Genomic DNA, 18668 nt, shown 5'->3' on the forward strand with positions numbered 1-18668 from the left:
GCGGCTCAAGCGAGGCGCGGATTCTACCAGCAACGGCGACAACGGCCAGAGCGGCCGTTCTGGACAGCGTGCGATCATCGCGTGATACTGATCACGGTTTTCTCGGGAGCCGTCCCATGGACGTGAACAGCGCCTTCAATGCCGGGCTCGCCGGCCTGCAGCAGGCCGATGCCGGACTGCGTCGCAGCGCCGAGGTGGTCGCGCGCCGCAGCGGCGACCTCCCCGCCCGCACCACCACCGAGACGGCCCTGGTGGAATCCGCCACCGCCGCCCGTCAGGCCGAAGCCGCCACCCGCGTGGTCCGGGCAGCCGACGAGACGCTCGGGAGCCTGATCGACCTGCGCGCCTAGGGCGCGCAGAGTTCAACGTTCAAAGTAGGTCGGCAGGCGAATCTGGAGGGCCGCGGTCCGCGCGGCTGTCGGCGAGCGTTGCGCGCTTGCCGACCTACCAACTTTGAACCTTGAACTCCGCCTCGCTATGCGAGGCGCTCCAGCCCCCGCTGCCGGCCCTGGCCGTCGTAGAGCAGCCTGAACCGGCCGCGGACACCCTCGCGGGTCGCATGGCGGTGCAGCAGGCGCGCGGGGAAACGGATACGGCGGCCATCGTCGGCAGTGACGAGGACGCTTGCCGCAGGGTGGCGGTAGTAGTCGAGCCAGTCCTCCGGGCCGATGGCCACGGAGAACTCGACGCGGTGCAGCGGTTCACTCACGCTCCCGATGTCCCTGCCCCGGCGGCCCGTGCTCAGGCGGGCCGCCGGTGCGGGCCGTTCAGGCGCGCTGCTCCTTGACGTAGGAGCCGGGGGCATCCTCGATGGGCTTGAGCTTGCCATCGCCGGGCGTGCGCGCCGGCACCTTGCCGCCGGCCTTCGGCTCCAGCCACTTGACCCAGTCCAGCCACCACGAGCCCTCGTGGGGCGTGGCGTTCTTCAGCCAGGCCTCCGGGTCCGCCGGCTTGCGGGAGTTGGTCCAGTAGCCGTACTTGTTCTTCTCCGGCGGATTCACCACGCCCGCGATATGCCCCGAGCCGCCCAGGGTGAAGCGGGTCGGGCCGCCGAGGAGCCGGGCCCCGCTGTAGGTGGCCTTCCACGGCGCGATGTGGTCCTCCTTCGCGGAGATGAAGTAGGCGGGGATCTCCACCTTGGAGAGGTCGATGGGCTCACCGGCGAGGGTGATGCCGCCCGGCTCCTTGAGGCGGTTCTCCAGGTACATGTTGCGCAGATAGAACGCATGCATCCGCGCCGGCATGTTGGTGGAGTCCTGGTTCCAGTAGAGCAGGTCGAAGGGGAACGGGTCCTCGCCCTTGAGGTAATTGTTGACGAAGAACGACCAGATGAGGTCGTTCGCCCGCAGGCTGGACATGGTCGCCGCCATCTGGCCGCCGGCCAGATAGCCCCGCTCGTTCATCTGCTTCTCGAGGGATTCCAGCTGCTCCTCGTCGATGAACACCTCGAGCTCGCCGGGGCTGTCGAAGTCGATCAGCGTGGTCAGGAAGGTGGCGCTGTGGGCGCGGTCGTCGCCCTTCGCCGCCATGTAGGCCAGCGTCGAGGCGAGCAGGGTACCGCCGAGGCAGTAGCCGACGACGTTGACCTCGCGCTCGCCCGTGGCCTGCTCCACGGCGGCAAGGGCCTCCAGCGGCCCTTCCTGCATGTAGTCCTGGAAATCCTTCTCCGCGAGCGCGGCATCCGGATTGCGCCAGGAGATCACGAACACCGTGTGGCCCTGATCCACCAGCCACTTCACCAGCGAGTTCTTGGGCCTGAGATCGAGGATGTAGTACTTGTTGATCCAGGGCGGCACGAACAGCAGCGGGCGGCGGGCCACCTGCTCGGTGCTGGGCGCGTACTGGATGAGCTGCATGAGCTCGTTCTGGTGCACCACCTTGCCGGGGGTGATGGCGAGGTCGCGTCCCACCTCGAAGGCGTCGGGGTCGGTCTGGCGGATCTTGAGCCTGCCGTTGCCCCGCTCCAGGTCCTCCAGCAGGTTGTTGAGCCCGTCCAGCAGGTTCTGTCCCCGCGTCTCCACCGTGCGTTGCAGCACCTCCGGGTTCGTGGCAAGGAAGTTGGTGGGCGAGACCGCGCTGATGAACTGGCGGGTGTAGAAGTCGATCTTGCGCTGGGTCTTGTCGTCGAGGCCGTCGACGTTGTCCACGGTATGGTGGATATAGTCGGCGGTGAGCAGATAGGACTGCTTGACGAAGTCGAAGAACGGGTTCTCCTCCCAGGACTCGTGCTTGAAGCGCTTGTCCTTGTCGTCCGGGCGGCGGACCGGCTCGGTGTCCACGCCCATCATGCGCAGGGTGGCGTTCTGCACCAGGGTCATGTAGTCCTGCCAGAACGCCATCTGCGCCTGGGCGAGCTGAACGGGATCCGCCATCAGCCGGGCGTAGAGGTCCTGGAAGAGCTTGCTCATGTGCAGCGCATCGTCCATGGAGATCTGGTGCCCCGACTCCTGCCGGGCGAGAAAGTCCTTGACCAGCTGCTGGCTGCGCCCCGCGATCTCCGAGAGGGAGCGGGTCAGCTCCACCGGATCGATCGTGGTGACGTCATTGTCCTGTTCGTTCGCCATCGTGTTGCCAACCTCCGGAACCGACTGGGATCGGGGCGTGCCTGGCGCCCCGGCGTGGGAGGGGATCATACGGCACCGCTGTAAATGGCCACAAACCGCTTCGGCACCGTCGCGACCGATGGTCCGGCGGCACGCGTGGGGAACCGTCGATGGCGGCTGATCCGCCCCCGGTGGTGACCGAACCCGGCGCGGATGCCGGGGCCGCCCAGGCCCTCGCGGCGCGCCTCGGCGTCGAGGCGGCGAATGAACCCCCCGCCAGTGGGCTCTACCTCGCCTGCGGCCCCGATGGCCTCGCCCTGTGTCGTGCCGGGCGGCCTCCGACCAGGCTGCGCCCGGATTTCGTGCACGGACCCCAGGGGTTCCGGCGCGTCCGCCTGTCGGCCCGCCGCGAAGCCCTGGCCCGGGCCTGCAGGCTGCACCGCCGTCCCGGGCTGAACATCGTCGACGCCACAGCGGGCCTGGGGCGGGACGGCTTCGTCCTCGCCGCCCTGGGCGCCCGGGTGACCCTGCTCGAGCACTCGCCCGTGGTGGCCGCCCTGCTCGAGGATGCGCTCCTGCGCGCCCGCGCCGACCCCTCCACCCGCGCCACGGCGGAACGGATGGTGCTCATCACGACGGACGCCGTGCCCTGGCTCCGCCAGCTTCCGGAGCACCGGCATCCGGAGGTGGTCACCCTGGACCCGATGTACGCCGGCAGCCGCCGCGGCGCCGCAGGCAAGACCCTGGCCCTGCTCCAGGCGCTCCTCGGCCCCCCGGACGACCCCGCACCACTGTTGCAGGCCGCCCTAAGCGCCGCCCGAGAGCGCGTCGTCGTCAAGCGCCACCGCCACGCCCCACCCCTGGCCGACCGGAAGCCGGATCACGCCATCCAGGGGCGCAGCACGCGGTTTGATGTCTACGGCGCAAAGCGGCTCCTCTCGGAGCCGCTTTGAGTTCCGAGTTCAAGGTTCAAAGTTCAAAGCCCGCAGCGTCGCGGCCGCTGCATTCATTGAACCCGTGATAACCAGGGCGTGCACGGTAAGCGGCGGCCCATGGCCAAAGCACGGCCGGCTCAGCCTTTGAACTTTGAACCTTGAACTTTGAACTGCGGCCGCTAGGCCGACGGCTGATGCCTCGGGATCGGCACCGACGCGTGGACGGCCAGCATGGCGGACCACGGGTCCGCCGCGGTGGCGGGGTGCTCGACGGATTCGGGGCTCAGGAGGCGCAGGCGCAGGTCGCTGAAGCCGGCGCGGGCCATGCGGGTGACGCCGGCCGGGAGGTCACGCTCCGCCGTGGCGCCGGCGACCACCGCCAGCACCGTGCCGCTGGGGCCCGGTGCGCCGTCGAACTCGGCCAGGCGCAGAGCCCGCAGCCGCTCGCCGAACTGCTCGCGGAGCACCGGCCACAGGCGCTGCAGCCGCTGCCGATGGGCGCCGTTGATCACCGGCGGCGCCGGCAGCACGGCCTGCAGCGCCGCCTCCAGCAGGCGCGGATCGTCCGGGGCGCGCTCGTAGACGCGGCCCGGGGTGCGCCCGTCAAGCTCCGGGCGCGGCGTGGCCCACCAGGTCGCGGCCGCGCCGTCGCCGCCCGGGTGATGCTGCAGCAGGCGGCGGACGTAGTGCCGATCGCACTCCACCGCAAACCAGCCGCGCACGTGGCGCCTGACCCCCGGCTCGCCACAGACCTCGCAGGTCTCCGCCGCGGCGTCGCGGGCGCGCACCACGGCCGGCATGATCAGATCCCCGCCCCCCTCCCGGCGCAGCTCCAGCGCCCCCTGCACCGCGCGCAGCCGGCGCCAGCGGAAGCCCTCCCGCTCCCGCGGCCCCAGCGCGGACTCGACCTCGGCGAACAGCCGCCGCAACAGGTCATGCCAGCCGGGGCCGACGTTGACCTCGGTGGGATCATGACGCACGCCGGCGATCCGGAACTGCCAGGGGTAGCGCAGCTGCGCCTCGGCGAGGAACGCCCGGTGGCGGGACTCGAAGCGGGAAACGGCCATGGCCCATTCTGGCGCGCCCACGGCGTTTGGTCACCTGTTCTGGGTGCGTGCTGATCTTTGGTGCTGGCATTCAACACAACGACACAACGGGCACAACGGTTCACAACGCCGAGAGACGCAGAGGGCGGGAAGACGTCGTGGATAGCGGAGAGGATTTATCGGTCTCTCGCTCGACGGTCCGTGTTCTCCGCGCCTTCCCGGTTCCTGCATTCTCTGGCGCTTTCGTTGTGAACCGTTGTGCCCGTTGTGTCGTTGTGTTTACAGCGGCATTAGCCCGCCAAGCGGCGGCCGACACAACGCAAAAGCCCGCGGCCGGGGCCGGCCGCGGGCTTTTGGGGGCAACGCATTCCGCGTCGCGATCAGAAGCGGCGCGGGCCTCTGCCGCCACCGCCGCCACCGGCGGGCTTGCGGTCCTGGGCCTCGTTGATGCGCAGCGTACGCCCGCCCATCTCGGTGCCGTTGAGGGCCTCGATGGCGGAATCCGCGTCCGAGGGCGACATGCGCACGAACGCGAAGCCGCGGGGACGACCGGTCTCCCGGTCGGTGATCATTCGGACCTCGTTCACCTCGCCGTACTCGGCGAACAGGTCACGAACCTCATCCTCGGAGGCGGTAAAGGGCAGGTTGCCCACATAGATCGATTTCATCGCAAAGGTCTCATCGTGCTCTGCCGGCCCGGCGGGGCGCGGTCAGGTCGAACATCGGGTTGCCGGCCACCGCCTGATCGGAGGCGGTGCCAGGCCCCGCTGCCCTGCCCGCCGCCAGTGCCGCGGCACCGGGCGGACGGCGCATCAGACAGCCGCGAGCCAGGATTGACAGTAAGCCAGACAGCCCGCCCGTGCAATCACGATTTCATGACTGGGATCAGTCAATTGAATGCATTTTCCGGGCCGTCGGCAGGCTCTTTCAGGCGTCGACCGACGCCGCCGCGGGTGCCCGCAGCAAGCGGGCCAGCGCCTCATCGGCGGCCGCCGGGGCCGCCACGCGGAGTGAACGGCTCATCACCCAGTCCGCAAGGCGTTCCACCGCGGCGGCAGTCGGCCGATCGCCCGCGGCCGTCACGCAGCCCGGAAGCAGCGCGGCCAGCACCGCGCCCGGATCCGCAGCGGTGGCCTCGGCCGCCGCCTCGTCCACCAGCATGAGCTCGCGCACGCTGCCAGTGACCAGTGCGCCGGCGTCCGCGGCCAGAAGCTGCCCGCCCTCGGCTCGGCCCCACTCGTGCCAGTAGGCGCCCGCCGGCAACACGCCGCCGTCATCCAGCGGCCGCCGCAGAGGCAGGCCGAGCCCGGACACGATTCCCTGCTCCGGCGCCCAGCGCACGCCCCGCCCGGCCGGCGCGGACCGCACCGAGGCGAGCCCGTCGGCGAGACCGTGGCGCGCCCCCAGCACCATCACCGCCGCCGGGTCGTCGTCCCGCCGCATCGGCAATGCCATCAGCACGGCGTCCAGCAGCAGCTCGTCGGGCGCCGCAGCGGCGCGGGCCAGGAGCAGCCGGCACAGCTGCGGCACCACGGTCGCCAGGGTCAGCCCCTCGGCGACCGCGGCACCGTTCTCGGATACGGTGTAGCCGGTGCGCGTTTCGGCAAGGCGCAGGTGGACATCCGCCCCAGGCGCGGCGCCGACGATGCGCCCGCCCAGCGCCTGCCGCAGGCGCGGCAGTACCGGCGCCGGGACCTCCTGCAGCAGGATGCGCCGCTCACCAACCTGCACGCCGGCATCCGCCGGCGGCGCTGCGGGGTACGCAGTGTCTGGCGCGGTCTCCACAGGCGCTGTGTCGCCGGTTCTCTGCCACAGCAGCCCCGAGGCGGCCCAGTCGGCGAGCGCGGTCCATACCTGTTCACGCGCTGCCCAGGGCGCACGCTCGCCGGCGTGGGTACCCGTGGCCTGCGCCAGCTCCCGGGCCACCGTGTCCGGGTCCTTCCCGGCGGTGGCCTGCAGCCAGATCCAGGCGGCGGTGGCGTTGGGGCGGTAGAGGGTGCCCGTGCCCTCGCCGTAGAGCGACAGCGAGCGCTCCGTGACCACCTCCGCGACCCCGCGCGGGGTCACCTGCGGTCGCGCCACGGGGCCCCCGGCTCGGGCATCCGCCAGCGCCACGTCGGCGAGACGCGGCAGCGGGAAGCAGGGCAGATAGCGTGCCGCATTCCCGGCCGGATAGAGGCGCTGGAAATCCCCGGCCCGGGCGAGCTCGGTCTCGTCCCGACGGCGCAGCTCCGCCTCCGGATCGGTGGCCTCCGCCAGTGGCGGCAACGGCGGCCCGGGGTCGTTCAGCCCGAGCATGGCCACGAGATCCGCCACCATCTGGCGCTTGGTGCGGGTCTCGTAGATGCCGCCGTCCTCCGGGGCGGCGCAGATGTCCAGGGACGGGCTGAGGTTGCACTCCATCAGCCAGGGGTTCAGGTCCTGGTCGATCAGGCAGTCGAGCCCCAGCAGCTCGTAGCAGCCGCGGGTATCGGCACGCACGCGCCGGCAGCGCCGGCGCATGGCCTCGCGCGCGGCGATGGCCGTGAGCGTGACCAGATCGTGCAGGCGCTCGAACAGGGCGGCGTCGTCATGACCCTCCGCCCTCAGGCGGGCGCGGTAGTCGGCCAGCGGGAGGAAGCGCACCGGCGACGGCGAGGCGACATTACGGGCGTTGACGTCGGGATTGGTCAGATGGGCGAAGACGTTGCCGATGTTCTCCGGCTCGTAGGGCTCGGAGGCGAGCTTGGCGGAGCCTTCGCGATAGAGGTACAGGCGCAGCGGCTCCACCGAGGTGATGAGGGCGTACAGGCGCAGCGCGTACTTGCAGCCCTCCAGGGTGTGCGGGTTGCCCACATACTCCTGCACCATCCAGCGCTCGCCGGTGGGCACCCGGGCGACGTCGTCGAGCACGCGGATGTCCCTGCCCCGGGCGGCGTTCTTCGGCTTCAGGATCCAGCGCTGGTCCGGCCGCCGGGCGGCCTCATGCTGCAGGGCATGGTAGTCGCCGGGCATGGCAAAGGTCCGCGGGAAAAACGCGAGCCGGCCGGCCCGCTCGCCGGCGATACCACCCTGCCCCTCCCAGCGCTCGCGGGCCTCCCGCAGCGTGCGGTAGAGCAGGCTCTTGACGGTGAGCGCGTTGTTGCCGGGAATGTGGTTGACGGTCTTGCCCGGGGCGAGCTGCTCGAATACCTCCGGGGCAGGCATGCCGGTGTACCAGCAGGCGTCCCACGCCTGCGCATCGCCGGCCTCCCAGAGCGCCGGGTCCAGAGCCTCGACAAAGAACCGGTCCTGCGACTCCTCGCGCTTGCCGGCAAGCCAGTACCGCCGCTTGCCCGTCTCGCTGGCGCCCATGGCATCTCCTCCCGCCGGCGTCGTCGATCACGGCACGGGGCATCCCCGCACCGAGGCGATGTCGCCAGTCTCCCCAACATGGCGGCGGCGGGGAAGTACGTTGATCTACGAATGGGTAGCAGCGCAGCGAACCGCCAGACTCCCCATGGTGCCGTCGTACGGAAGGCACCGTGCCAGCCAGGCAACGCAATAGGAGGCACCATGCGCGATACCACAGAGACCCGGGAGCAGCTGCTGCGCCGGCTGTCCCGCGGCCTGCTACTTTCCACGCCGCTGCTGCTGGCGGCAGCCAGCCTGCCCGCAGGCGCCGGCGTGACCACCGCACCGGCCGCACAGCCGGAGCAGGCCGACAGCATCCTGCTGGTAGCCCAGGCCGAGGGAGAGGCCGAAGGCGAGGCCGAGGGAGAGGCCGAAGGTGAGGGCGAAGGAGAGGCCGAGGGCGAAGCCGAGGCTGAAGCCGAAGGCTGAGCCCGCATCCGCCTCCGGCGTCTGCCAGGCGCCGGGGCGGTCTTAATGCTGTGAAGGGAGATCGCCGCATGGACCGATCCATCGATGCGCTTGCCGCACAGAATGTCCATCTGCTGGGGCAGCTGGAGCAGCTGCTGGGCACCCTGCCGGTCGCCGTCTACCGCTCGCGTCCGGCCCGGCACGGCAGCACCATCGGCGCCCAGACCCGGCACGTGCTGGACCACTACGACCGGCTGCTGGCGCGCGACAGCGATGCCGTGGACTATGCCAGCCGCGAGCGCGATGGCCGCACGGAGACCGATCCGGAGCGCGCGGCCACGCGCGTGGCCCGCATCCGGCAGGGGCTGCGCGACCTCCGCAACGAAAATCAGGCGCTGCGAATCCGTGACAGCGCCGCGACCCCGGAGGAGGGTCTGGCATCCTCCCTGGCACGGGAGCTCGCCTTCCTTGCCAGCCATACGGTGCATCATCTGGCGCTGATCGCGCTGCTCGCGGAATGGCAGGGGGAGCCACCGCCCGAGCATTTCGGTGTGGCGCCGAGCACCCTGGAACACCGGCAGGGCCAGAGCATCGGCGCCTGAGCCCGGCCACTGGAAACCGCAGGCAGGAGGCAGAACATGGGCGTACCGCTGACCACCGGCGACCCGACCCTGGATCGCTATGGCCGGCACAGCCACTGGTTGCTGCGCGTGGCCATCACCGCAACCTTCCTCTACCAGGGCATCGACAAGTTTCTCGGCACCGGAATCACCGGCTTCGCGTCGGTCATGGGGCTGCCGGTGCTGATCGCGACCCTGGTGGCGCTGGCGGAGATCGGCGCCGGGCTGCTGGTGATCCTCGGCGCCTTCCTCGGCGGCTGGATCACCCGCCTCGGGGCCGCCATGGCGGTTCCCGTGCTGCTCGGCGCAATCTTCATGGAACACTGGGGCCAGTGGCATTTCATGGCCACGGCCACGCATCCCCTCGGCGGCATGCAGTTTCAGGTGACCCTGCTGCTGCTGGCACTCTATCTGATGATCCGCGGCAACGAGGTCTGAGGCCATTGGTGCCGTAGCGGAGGCAACCCGCGATGAGCGAACAGGACAAACAGCGACAGAAGCTTCTGAGCACCCTGTCCCGCAGCCTGGTCTACACCACCCCCCTTCTGGTGGCGGTCACCGGCGCCGCCGGCCTGCACGCAATCATCTCCGACGCCACCACCCAGGAGGGCTACTACATGCTCGCCACGGCCGAGGCGAGCGGCGAGGCTGAGGCCGGCGGGGAGGCCGAGGCCGCCGGGGAAGCCGAGGGCGAGGCTGCCGGGGAAGCCGCTGGAGAAGCGGAGTCTGCCGGAGAGGCGGAAGCCACCGGCGAGGCCGAGGCTGCCGGTGAAGCGGAGGCAGCCGGGGAAGCCGAAGCCGCCGGCGAAGCTGAGGCAGCGGGTGAAGCAGAGGCCGCCGGTGAGGCGGAGGCCCAGTAAGAGCGCTTCTGGTGCCGTGCCCGGGCCGAGGGAACGTGTCTGCCTGGCGGGACACGCTGTGAATACATCCCTGTGCGCTCCAAGGCGGCATCCATGCCGCCTAGGGTCCCGCCAGGCAGACACGTTCCCTCGGCCAGCACCGCGTTACGCGCGTCTCCCGCATGCCCCAATTCGGGCTTCTGCGGCGTCCTCTTTGAACGGTGGACAACCAGGACCGTGGCGGTCAGCGCCTGTACAACCCCGAGCGGTGACCCCAGGCGCGGATGTCGGCGAGCGCTTTGCGCTTGCCGACCTACCTCGGCTTCCCGCCCCTCTGGCCAAAAGCAGCCACCCAAGCGGGGAGGCGCGGGAGGCGGATCCCTCTTCGCCAGGGGATCCCTCGTCGCCGGAGATCCCCTCGTCTCTACCTGAGCCGTGCGGAGGCTCCCTTTTGACCCAACCCGACGACATCACACACGCAGCAGAAGATATTCCCGCTCCCAGGAGCTGATCACCCGGAAATAGGCGTCGTGCTCCGCGCGCTTGACCGCGAGATAGACGCGGGTGAAGCGCTCGCCGAGGACGTCCGCCAGGGCGTCGCAGGCCTCCAGGGCATCCAGGGCGCGGCCGAGCTCCGAGGGGAGATTGTGGCCGTGCTTGTAGGCGGAGCCCTGCAGCGGCGGGCGTGGCTCCAGCTGCTGGAGCATGCCCAGATAGCCGCAGGCCAGCGTCGCCGCCATGGCCAGATACGGGTTGGCATCCGCGCCGGCGAGGCGGTTCTCCACCCGGGTCGCCTCCGGATCGCCGTGGGGCACCCGCAGGCCCACCGTGCGGTTGTCGAAGCCCCACTCCGTATTGATCGGGGCTGCCAGGTTGCCGCTGCCCGGCGCGAGCCGGCGGTAGGAATTGATGTTCGGGGCAAGAAACGCCAGCGCCGCCGGGAGATAGCGCTGCAGGCCGCCCAGATAGTGCATGAACAGCCGACCCGGCCGCCCGCCCTCCTGGAACAGGTTCTCGCCGGTCTCCAGGCTCTCGAGGCTCTGGTGCAGATGCAGCGAGCTGCCCGGCTCGTTCTCCATCGGCTTGGCCATGAAGGTGGCGTACATGTCCGCGCGGAAGGCCACCTCGCGCAGCGTGCGCTTGAAGTAGAACACCGTATCCGCCAGGGCCAGCGGGTCACCGTGGCGGAAGTTGATCTCCATCTGCCCCGAGCCTTCCTCGTGGGTCAGTGTGTCGATCTCCAGCTGCTGGGCCTGGCACCACTCGTACATGCGCTCGAACAGCGGATCGAACTCGTTCACCGCATCGATGCTGTAGGACTGGTGCGCCACCTCCTGGCGCCCCGAGCGGCCCACCGGCGGCTCCAGCGGGTAGTCCGGATCCCGGTTCTTCTTGACCAGATAGAACTCCACCTCCGGCGCCACCACCGGCCGCCAGCCGCGCTCGGCGTAGAGCGCCAGCACCCGGCGCAGCACCTGGCGCGGGGCCAGGTCCACCGGCTCGCCGTCGAGGTAGTGGCAGTGATGGATCACCTGCGCGGTGGGCTCGACGGCCCAGGGCACCACCCGCAGGGTGTCCATGTCCGGGGCCAGGGCCATGTCGCGCTCGATGGGGTTCCAGATGCGCTCGTCGTCCTCGGGGTAGTCCCCGGTGGCGGTCTGGATGAAGATCGAGTCCGGCAGCCGCGGCTGGCCGCGCCCCAGATACTTGCGCGCGGGCATGATCTTGCCCTTGGCCGCGCCGGTCATGTCCGGGACCAGGCATTCCACCTCGACGATGCCGCGCTCCTCGAACCAGCGCCTTAGCTCGGATTCTCTGTCGTCGTCGCTCATGATCGATGATCACCTCGCCGGCCCCGCCGCAGCGGGGCCGGCCTAACCGACTGCCTCAGCGCTCCGCGGCTGCGGCCGCGGACCGGGCGCGACTCAGCGCGAGAGCACCTCGGACCAGATCTGCTGGAAGACCCGCAGATCCTCCCCCTGCAGGATCGGGATGAACTCGAGCCGGGCCATCTCCTCCTCGGTGGGCGTGGACGGCGGCTCCTGCAGCAGCGGCTCCAGCATGGGCAGCGCCGCCCGGTTGGGCGAGCTGTAGTAGGTCCAGTTCGACAGCTGGGCACCGATCTCGGCATCCAGGATGTAGTTGATGAAGGTGTGCGCGAGCTCCGGGTTGGGCGCCTCCGAGGGGATCACCATATTGTCCACCCAGATCTCCGCGCCCTCCTCGGGGATGATGTAGGACGTGTTGGCGTAGGCCTCCGGATCCTCGCTGCGGTAGTAGACGTAGTCGCCGTTGTAGGTCATGCCGGCGTGGATGACGCCGCGGGCGATCTGCTGCAGCTGCGGGGTGCCGTCCTCGAAGCCGGAGAAGTTGTCCCGCCGCTTGGTCTCCAGCAGCAGCCGCGCGGCCTCGGTCCACTGCTCACGGTCGGTGCAGCGGTAGCCGTGGCCGAGGTAGGCGCAGGCGGAGGCCACGGTCGGATTGCCCTCGCCGCCCATCAGCGCGAACGGCTGGTTCGGGTTGAGCTCGGGATCGAACAGGATCGACCAGCTCTCCGGGGCGTCCGGGATGGTGTCCGTGCGGTAGACGATGCCGGTGGTGCCCCACTGGTAGGCCGCCGAGTACTCGTTGCCCGGGTCGTAGCTCGGGTCCCGGAACTTCGGCGACAGATTGTCCATGTTGGGGATCTGCGAATGGTCCAGCGGCTGGATCAGGCCGCTGTCGACGAGCCGGGGGATGAAGTAGTTCGACGGCATCACCACGTCGTACTGGCTGGCGCCGCCGGCCTGCATCTTGGAGAACATCTCGGCGTTGGAGTTGAAGAAGTTCTCCACCACGTCGACGTCATACTCGGCCTCGAACTGCTCGATGATCTCCGGATCCATGTACTGGGACCAGTTGAAGATATAGAGCTTGCGTTCCTCGTCCTGGGCCACGGCGGTTCCGGCGGCGAGCAGGGCCGAGATGGCGGCGGCGACGGTTACGCTTGGGTATCGCATCGGGCAGGTCTCCTCATGGGGCGTTGCGGGAGTCATCGGGAAGAACCGGGTTTCACGCGCTGGGCGGCGAGCACCATGAGCGCAGCGGCGAATACCGCCAGGATCATGAGCGTGGAGACGGCGTTGATCTCCGGGGTCACGCCCTTCTTGATGGCGCTCCAGATGAAGATCGGCAGCGTCGCGCTCTCCGGGCCGGCGGTGAAGAAGCTGATCACGAAGTCGTCGATGGACAGGGTGAAGGCGAGGAAGAACCCCGCCACCAGCGCCGGACGCACGGTGGGCAGGATGAAATACCAGGCCCGTTGCGCGGGCGAGGCGTAGAGGTCCTGCACCGCCTCGAACAGGCTGGCATCGAGCCCCACCAGGCGCGAGTAGACCAGCAGCGCCACGAACGGGATCTGGAAGGTGACGTGGGCGATGATCATCGTGCCGAGGCCGGGGCCGAACAGGCCGATGAAGTCGTTCACCGTCACGAAGAACGTCATCTCGGAGATGCCGAAGACGATGTCCGGCATCACGATCGGCAGATACACCAGCCAGATCAGCCAGCCGAGCTTCAGATGGCGGTGGCGGTACATGCCGTAACCCAGCACCGCGCCCAGCGCCGTGGCGATGAGCGAGGAGGTCACCGCCAGCACAAGGCTGTTCCAGGCCGCGCTGGTGATCTGCTCGTTGCCGAACAGCCGCCCGTACCAGCGCAGCGAGAAGCCGGCGAAGGAGGCCGAGCTGTTCGCCGAGTTGAAGGAGAAGAACACCACCACGGCGAGCGGGGCGTACAGGAAGACCAGCACCGCGTACCAGAACCCCCGCAGGCCCCGCTGCAGCCGCCCGCGCCTCACAGCACCACCTCCTCGCCGCCGCCGAGCCGCCGGCCGAGACGGCGGAGCACCTGCAGGCCGATGAGCGTGGCCGCGATCATCAGCAGCGCTCCCGCCGCCCCCAGCGGCCAGTTGGAGCCGCCGGAGAACTGCCTCGCCACCAGGTTGCCCAGCATGTAGGAGTTGCCGCCGCCGAGGAGCTCGGGAATGACGTACATGCCGAAGGCCGGGATCGACACCAGCACCACCCCGGCCATGAGCCCGGGCAGGGTCTGGGGCAGCACCGCATGGCGGAAGACGTCCACCGGCCGCGCGTAGAGGTCGCTGGCGGCCTCCACCTGGGCATGGTCCAGCTTCTCGAAGGCGGCGTAGAGCGGCAGCACCATGAACGGCAGGAAGTTGTACACAAGCCCCAGCACCACCGCGAAGCGCGAGGGGAACAGCCCGAGCTCCGGGGCAACGAAGCCGAGGAATGCCGCCGCATCCGCCAGCGGGGTATCCGGCGCCAGCAGATTCATCCAGCCGAAGGTGCGGATCACCTGGTTGGTCCAGGACGGCACCACCACCAGCAGCAGCAGGATGGGGCGGCGCTCCGGCGGGAAGGTGGTGATGAAGTAGGCGATCGGATAGGCGATCACCGTCACCAGCGCCGTCGCCAGCACCGTCTGCCAGAGCGAGCGCAGCAGGGTGTAGAGATTCCCCGGGCTCCAGCCGAGGAAGCCGAAGCCGGCGAGCTCCCGGAACGCCTCGAGGCTCGGCGGCGGTGTCGGCAGGCCGTAGGGCCCGGCCGACAGGAAGGCGATGGTCACGAGATAGATGCTCGGCAGCACCAGAAAGAAGCCGATCCACGCCGCCGCCGGGGCCACGGTGAGCAGCAGCGCGCGCGGTGGCAGTCGGGAGCCCGCGGCCATGGGCTAGCCCTCGCCCCCGTCCTGGCCGAGCAGCCGGACGTCGCTGCTGGCCACACCCAGCGTCACCCGCTCACCGACGCCGTAGAGCCCCTGGCCCCGGTTGTGGCGGATCAGGGTCACCCGCTCGCCGTCGCAGTCCACCTGGTACTCGGCCACGCTGCCGCGGTAGAGGCGCTCCACCACCTCGCCGGCGAAGCGGTTCTCCGCGCCCTCCGCGGCGGGGCCGATATCCAGCGTCTCAGGGCGCAGCAGCGCGTGCCGGCCCTCGCCGGCCACCGGCGCGGCCAGGGTGACGAAGGGCAGCGCCACGCCGCCATCGCTGCGCCGCTCCGCGGGAAACAGGTTGCTGTGGCCCATGAAGCGGGCGACGAAGAGATTCGCCGGCTGCTCGTAGACGGCCTGGGGCGAGCCTACCTGCTGCACGCGCCCGGCCTGCAGCACGGCCAGGCGGTCGCTCATGACCATCGCCTCCTGCTGATCGTGGGTCACGAAGACGAAGGTCATGCCCACACGGCGCTGCAGGCGCAGCAGCTCCACCTGCAACTCGCCGCGCAGCCCGGCGTCCAGCGCCGAGAGGGGCTCGTCCAGCAGCAGCACGTCGGGCTCGTTGATCAGCGCCCGGGCCAGGGCCACGCGCTGGCTCTGGCCGCCGGAGAGCTGGCCGACGCGCCGGCCGAGCAGCTCGCGGATGCGGATCAGCTCGGCGATCTCCGTCACCCGGCGCTCCCGCTCCGCCCGCGGCTGCCCCCGCATGCGCAGGCCGAAGCCGATGTTCTCGGCGACATCGAGATGCGGGAACAGGGCGTAGGACTGGAACACGGTGTTGACGCTGCGCCGGTGAGGCGGAATGTCGGTCACCGGTGCGCCGCCAACACTGACGGTACCGGCGTCGGCATGCTCGAGGCCGGCGAGGATGCGCAGGAGCGTGGTCTTGCCGCAACCTGAGGGGCCGAGCAGGGTGAAGAACTCGCCGGCCTCGATGGCGAGGTCGACCCCGTCCAGCGCCACGGCGTCCGCCCCGAACTGCTTGCGCAGCCCCTCGAGGCGAATGCTGGAGGCCGCGCGCCGGGCCGTACGTGCCGGTTCCGCGGTGGCCTCGTCGACGGTCCGCGCCGCGACCTCTTGCGTCTCCGCTCTCATGCGCCGTCATCCTCCCTCATGCCGGGGTATCGTCGCAGCGCGCCGCCCCTCACGCGAGACCTCATAGCCGGTCCCGCAGCCGGTAGAAGTTCGTGGCCAGCACCAGCAGCGGCGTGCGCAGCCGCTCGCCCCCCGGAAAGCGCCGGTGCCGGACGCGGGCGAAGCGATCGAAGCGCTCTGCCTGCCCGCCGATGGCCTCGGCCAGCAGCTTCCCCGCAAGCCCCGCCAGCGCCATGCCCTGGCCGGAGTAGCCCTGGGCATAGTAGACGCTGTCGCCGATACGGCCGAAGTCCGGCGCCCGGTTCAGCGTGATGCCAACCCGCCCGCCCCAGCAGTACTCCGCAGGCACGCCGGCGATGGCCGGAAACAGGCCGGCGAGCTTCGCGACGAGGCGGTCCTGCAGCCGCTCCGGGTCGCGGCCGTTGTAGCTCACCTCGCCGCCGAACAGCAGCCGCCGGTCGGTTGAGAGGCGGTAGTAGTCGAGCACGAAGTTGGCGTCCGACACCGCGTCGCCACCGGGCAGGGTCTGCGCGACCTGCGCCTCGTCCAGCGGGGCGGTGGCGAGCACATAGTTGCCCACCGGCATGAGCCGCCCACGCAGCTCGGGGGCGAGCTCCGCGCCCAGGTAGGCGTTGCCCGCCAGCACCACGAAGTCGGCCTCCACCCGGCCCCGCTCGGTCTCCACCACCGCCGGGCGCCCCGGCCGCAGACGCCGCGCGGCGGTGCCTTCGTGCAGCCTGGCCCCCGCGGCCACCGCCGCCCGGGCAAGCCCCAGCGTGTAGTTCAGCGGATGCAGATGGACCGCCCCCGGCTCCCGGAGGCCGCCGATGTAGCGCTCGGTGCGCACCCGCTCGCGCAGGGCTTCCCGGTCCAGCCACTCGGGCTCGTCGTAGCCGTACTCCCGCGCCAGCGTGGCCTGCAGGTCGGCAAGCTCGCGCAGATGGCGCGGCTTGATGGCGGCATGCACCGCGCCGAAGCGAAGGTCGCAGGGGATCTCGTGCCGGCGCACACGCTCGATGGTGAGCGCCACGGCCTCGCGGGTCATCGCGAACACCTCGCGGGCCCCTTCCCGGCCGATGGCCTGAGCGACCACGCCCAGGTCCGTACCGAGCCCCGGCAGCACCTGGCCGCCGCTGCGCCCGGAGGCGCCCCAACCGATGCGCTCGGCCTCCAGGAGCACCACGCGGTAGCCCCGCTCGGCGAGATGCAGCGCCGCCGAGCAGCCGGTGATGCCGCCGCCGACTACGCAGACATCCGTCCGCACGCTGCCGGACAGCGGCCCCTCGGCCTGCGGATCGACGCGACGCGTGGCCTCGTAGTACGAGCGCTCTTCGAAGCTCATGCCGCGGCGCTCCCTGGGGCACTCCGGGGATTCTGCCTACGTACCGGCCTCGGGCAGCGCCACGCGGCGGCTCGCATCAGCGCTGGCAGTGCGGGGCGGGGTGGGAGCGCCCGGGACCCTCTGCGGCAGGGATGCCGCAGTGGAGCCTCCAGGGATGGATTCACGGCGTGTCCCGGGCGCTCCCACCCCGTCCCGCACCGGGCACGGCCAATACTTCGATCGCGGGCTCGCGGCGAAATGGCTGCATCCGCAACTCGATTGCCCGGGATCACGCCCGGGTGCAACATAAAGCGATCACAGGCGGGGCCCGGACGCTCCGCACCGGACAATGGATCAGGGGGCGCAAGACCATGACCGAGCAGGCACACAACCTCACCGAACCCCAGGCGGCGGCGGAGCTGCCCGCGTACTGGATGCCCTTCACCGCGAATCGCGCCTTCGCCCGCGACCCGCTCATGGTCGAGCGGGCCGAGGGCAACTACCTGATCACCCCCGAGGGGCAGCGCGTGTTCGACGCCAGTGCCGGGCTCTGGTGCACTGGCGCCGGCCACAACCGCCCGGAGATCCGCGACGCCGTGGCCGCGCAGCTCGGCACGCTGGACTACGCGCCGGCGTTCCAGTTCGGTCATCCGCTCGCCTTCCGCCTCGCCGAGCGACTGCGCTCGCTCGCCCCGGACCCGCTGGACTATGCCTTCTTCTGCAACTCCGGCTCGGAGGCGGCGGATACCGCCATCAAGATGGCCCGGGCCTACTGGCGCATGCACGGCCGGGCCTCGAAGACCAAGGTCATCGGCCGTGCCCGCGGCTACCACGGCATGAATGTGGGCGGCACCAGCGTCGGCGGCATCAACGCCAACCGCAAGCACTACGGCGCGCTGATGGACACCGACCACCTGCCGCACACGCTGCTGCCGGAGGCCGCCTTCAGCCGCGGCCAGCCGGAGACGGGCGCGCATCTCGCCGACGAGCTGCTGCGGCTCATCGACCTGCACGACGCCTCCAATATCGCCGCCGTCATGGTCGAGCCGTTCGCCGGCTCCACCGGCGTGCTGGTGCCGCCGGTGGGCTACCTCGAGCGGCTGCGCGAGATCTGTTCGGCCCACGATATCCTGCTTATCTTCGACGAGGTGATCACCGGCTTCGGCCGCGTCGGCGAGATGTTCGCCGCCGAGCGCTTCGGCGTCGTCCCCGACCTGATGACGCTGGCCAAGCAGATCACCAACGGCGCGCTGCCGCTGGGGGCGGTCATGGCGAGCCGGGAGATCCACACCGCCTTCATGGCGCAGGACCTGCCGGAGCATGCCATCGAATTCCCCCATGGCTACACCTACTCGGGGCATCCGGTGGCCTGCGCGGCGGCCATGGCGAGCCTGGACATCATCGAGAACGACGGCCTGGTGGCGCGGGGCCGGGAGCTCGCCCCGGTGCTGGAGGCCCAGCTGCACGCCCGGCGCGGCGCGCCGCACGTTACCGACATCCGCAACCTCGGGCTCGCCGGCGCCATCCAGCTCGCGCCGCGGGACGGCGACGCGACCATCCGGCCGCGGGAGGCGGCCCTCGATCTCTGGCACCGGGGCTTCTACGTGCGCTTCGGTGGCGACACGCTGCAGTTCACGCCGCCCTACACCAGCACCCGCGAGGAGCTGGAGGCGCTGGGCGAGGCCGTGGGCCAGGCCCTGGCGCGACTGCGCTAGG

The 18668-nt window shown here is 70.4% G+C and carries 18 protein-coding genes; 7 read left to right on the top strand and 11 right to left on the bottom strand.

Annotated features, from left to right (window positions below; all coding sequences use genetic code 11):
• The first annotated feature begins 116 nt into the window (after positions 1–116).
• The gene (locus LMH63_RS16550) at positions 117–350 is read left to right on the top strand and encodes a hypothetical protein (RefSeq protein ID WP_109678576.1); all 234 of its coding nucleotides are present in this window, start codon (positions 117–119) and stop codon (positions 348–350) included.
• A 125-nt stretch (positions 351–475) separates the two neighbouring features.
• On the opposite strand, the gene LMH63_RS16555 is transcribed toward LMH63_RS16550, so the two are convergent.
• Both LMH63_RS16555 and phaC read right to left on the bottom strand, forming a co-directional pair.
• Complete coding sequence (locus tag LMH63_RS16555) at positions 476–709, bottom strand: DUF2835 family protein (protein WP_229332633.1); 234 nt, start codon at positions 707–709, stop codon at positions 476–478.
• A 58-nt stretch (positions 710–767) separates the two neighbouring features.
• Positions 768–2564 (bottom strand): class I poly(R)-hydroxyalkanoic acid synthase, encoded by a 1797-nt coding sequence (gene phaC / locus LMH63_RS16560; RefSeq protein WP_109678577.1) that lies wholly within the window; start codon positions 2562–2564, stop codon positions 768–770.
• A 149-nt stretch (positions 2565–2713) separates the two neighbouring features.
• On the opposite strand from phaC, the gene LMH63_RS16565 reads away from it, so the two are divergent.
• Positions 2714–3496, top strand: coding sequence for a class I SAM-dependent methyltransferase (locus LMH63_RS16565; protein ID WP_109678578.1), 783 nt, complete (start codon positions 2714–2716; stop codon positions 3494–3496).
• Between the two features lie 161 nt (positions 3497–3657).
• Here LMH63_RS16565 and LMH63_RS16570 read toward each other — a convergent pair whose 3' ends face one another.
• The 3 genes from LMH63_RS16570 to LMH63_RS16580 form a co-directional block, all read right to left on the bottom strand.
• Positions 3658–4545 carry a hypothetical protein gene (locus tag LMH63_RS16570; protein ID WP_109678579.1) on the bottom strand — a complete coding sequence of 296 codons (888 nt, stop codon included), beginning with the start codon at positions 4543–4545 and terminating at the stop codon, positions 3658–3660.
• Positions 4546–4904: 359 nt separating this feature from the next.
• Positions 4905–5192, bottom strand: a complete 288-nt coding sequence (locus LMH63_RS16575) for an RNA recognition motif domain-containing protein (RefSeq protein ID WP_109678580.1) — start codon at positions 5190–5192, stop codon at positions 4905–4907.
• Positions 5193–5451: 259 nt separating this feature from the next.
• Positions 5452–7857: an ATP-grasp domain-containing protein gene (locus tag LMH63_RS16580; RefSeq protein ID WP_109678581.1), complete on the bottom strand. Its 2406-nt coding sequence runs from the start codon at positions 7855–7857 to the stop codon at positions 5452–5454.
• 201 nt (positions 7858–8058) lie between these two features.
• Here LMH63_RS16580 and LMH63_RS16585 point away from each other — a divergent pair, with 201 nt between their 5' ends.
• From LMH63_RS16585 to LMH63_RS16600, 4 genes are all read left to right on the top strand, one after another.
• The gene (locus LMH63_RS16585) at positions 8059–8325 is read left to right on the top strand and encodes a hypothetical protein (RefSeq protein ID WP_109678582.1); all 267 of its coding nucleotides are present in this window, start codon (positions 8059–8061) and stop codon (positions 8323–8325) included.
• A 68-nt stretch (positions 8326–8393) separates the two neighbouring features.
• Positions 8394–8906 carry a DinB family protein gene (locus tag LMH63_RS16590; RefSeq protein ID WP_109678583.1) on the top strand — a complete coding sequence of 171 codons (513 nt, stop codon included), beginning with the start codon at positions 8394–8396 and terminating at the stop codon, positions 8904–8906.
• Between the two features lie 36 nt (positions 8907–8942).
• Positions 8943–9362: a DoxX family protein gene (locus LMH63_RS16595; RefSeq protein ID WP_109678584.1), complete on the top strand. Its 420-nt coding sequence runs from the start codon at positions 8943–8945 to the stop codon at positions 9360–9362.
• Positions 9363–9394: 32 nt separating this feature from the next.
• On the top strand, positions 9395–9784 hold the full coding sequence (locus tag LMH63_RS16600; protein WP_199225653.1) for a hypothetical protein: 390 nt from the start codon (positions 9395–9397) through the stop codon (positions 9782–9784).
• A gap of 449 nt (positions 9785–10233) precedes the next feature.
• Here LMH63_RS16600 and LMH63_RS16605 read toward each other — a convergent pair whose 3' ends face one another.
• The 6 genes from LMH63_RS16605 to LMH63_RS16630 all read right to left on the bottom strand — a co-directional run bounded on the left by LMH63_RS16605 (position 10234) and on the right by LMH63_RS16630 (position 16973).
• A complete protein-coding gene (locus LMH63_RS16605) occupies positions 10234–11595 on the bottom strand; it encodes a glutamine synthetase family protein (RefSeq protein WP_109678585.1) in 1362 nt (453 codons plus the stop codon).
• 93 nt (positions 11596–11688) lie between these two features.
• The gene (locus LMH63_RS16610; RefSeq protein WP_109678586.1) at positions 11689–12762 is read right to left on the bottom strand and encodes an ABC transporter substrate-binding protein; all 1074 of its coding nucleotides are present in this window, start codon (positions 12760–12762) and stop codon (positions 11689–11691) included.
• Between the two features lie 32 nt (positions 12763–12794).
• The gene (locus LMH63_RS16615; protein WP_109678587.1) at positions 12795–13601 is read right to left on the bottom strand and encodes an ABC transporter permease; all 807 of its coding nucleotides are present in this window, start codon (positions 13599–13601) and stop codon (positions 12795–12797) included.
• Entirely contained in the window at positions 13598–14491 is an 894-nt protein-coding gene (locus LMH63_RS16620) for an ABC transporter permease (protein ID WP_109678588.1), read from the bottom strand. Before LMH63_RS16620 ends, LMH63_RS16615 begins: the two co-directional genes overlap by 4 nt.
• A 3-nt stretch (positions 14492–14494) precedes the next feature.
• Complete coding sequence (locus tag LMH63_RS16625) at positions 14495–15631, bottom strand: ABC transporter ATP-binding protein (RefSeq protein ID WP_109678589.1); 1137 nt, start codon at positions 15629–15631, stop codon at positions 14495–14497.
• A gap of 61 nt (positions 15632–15692) precedes the next feature.
• A complete protein-coding gene (locus LMH63_RS16630) occupies positions 15693–16973 on the bottom strand; it encodes an NAD(P)/FAD-dependent oxidoreductase (RefSeq protein ID WP_109678590.1) in 1281 nt (426 codons plus the stop codon).
• A 350-nt stretch (positions 16974–17323) separates the two neighbouring features.
• On the opposite strand from LMH63_RS16630, the gene aptA reads away from it, so the two are divergent.
• Positions 17324–18667: an omega-aminotransferase AptA gene (gene aptA, locus LMH63_RS16635; protein ID WP_199225654.1), complete on the top strand. Its 1344-nt coding sequence runs from the start codon at positions 17324–17326 to the stop codon at positions 18665–18667.
• Position 18668: the final 1 nt, after the last annotated feature.

It is taken from the genome of Spiribacter halobius (assembly GCF_020883455.1).
GTDB classification, from domain to species: Bacteria; Pseudomonadota; Gammaproteobacteria; order Nitrococcales; family Nitrococcaceae; genus Sediminicurvatus; species Sediminicurvatus halobius.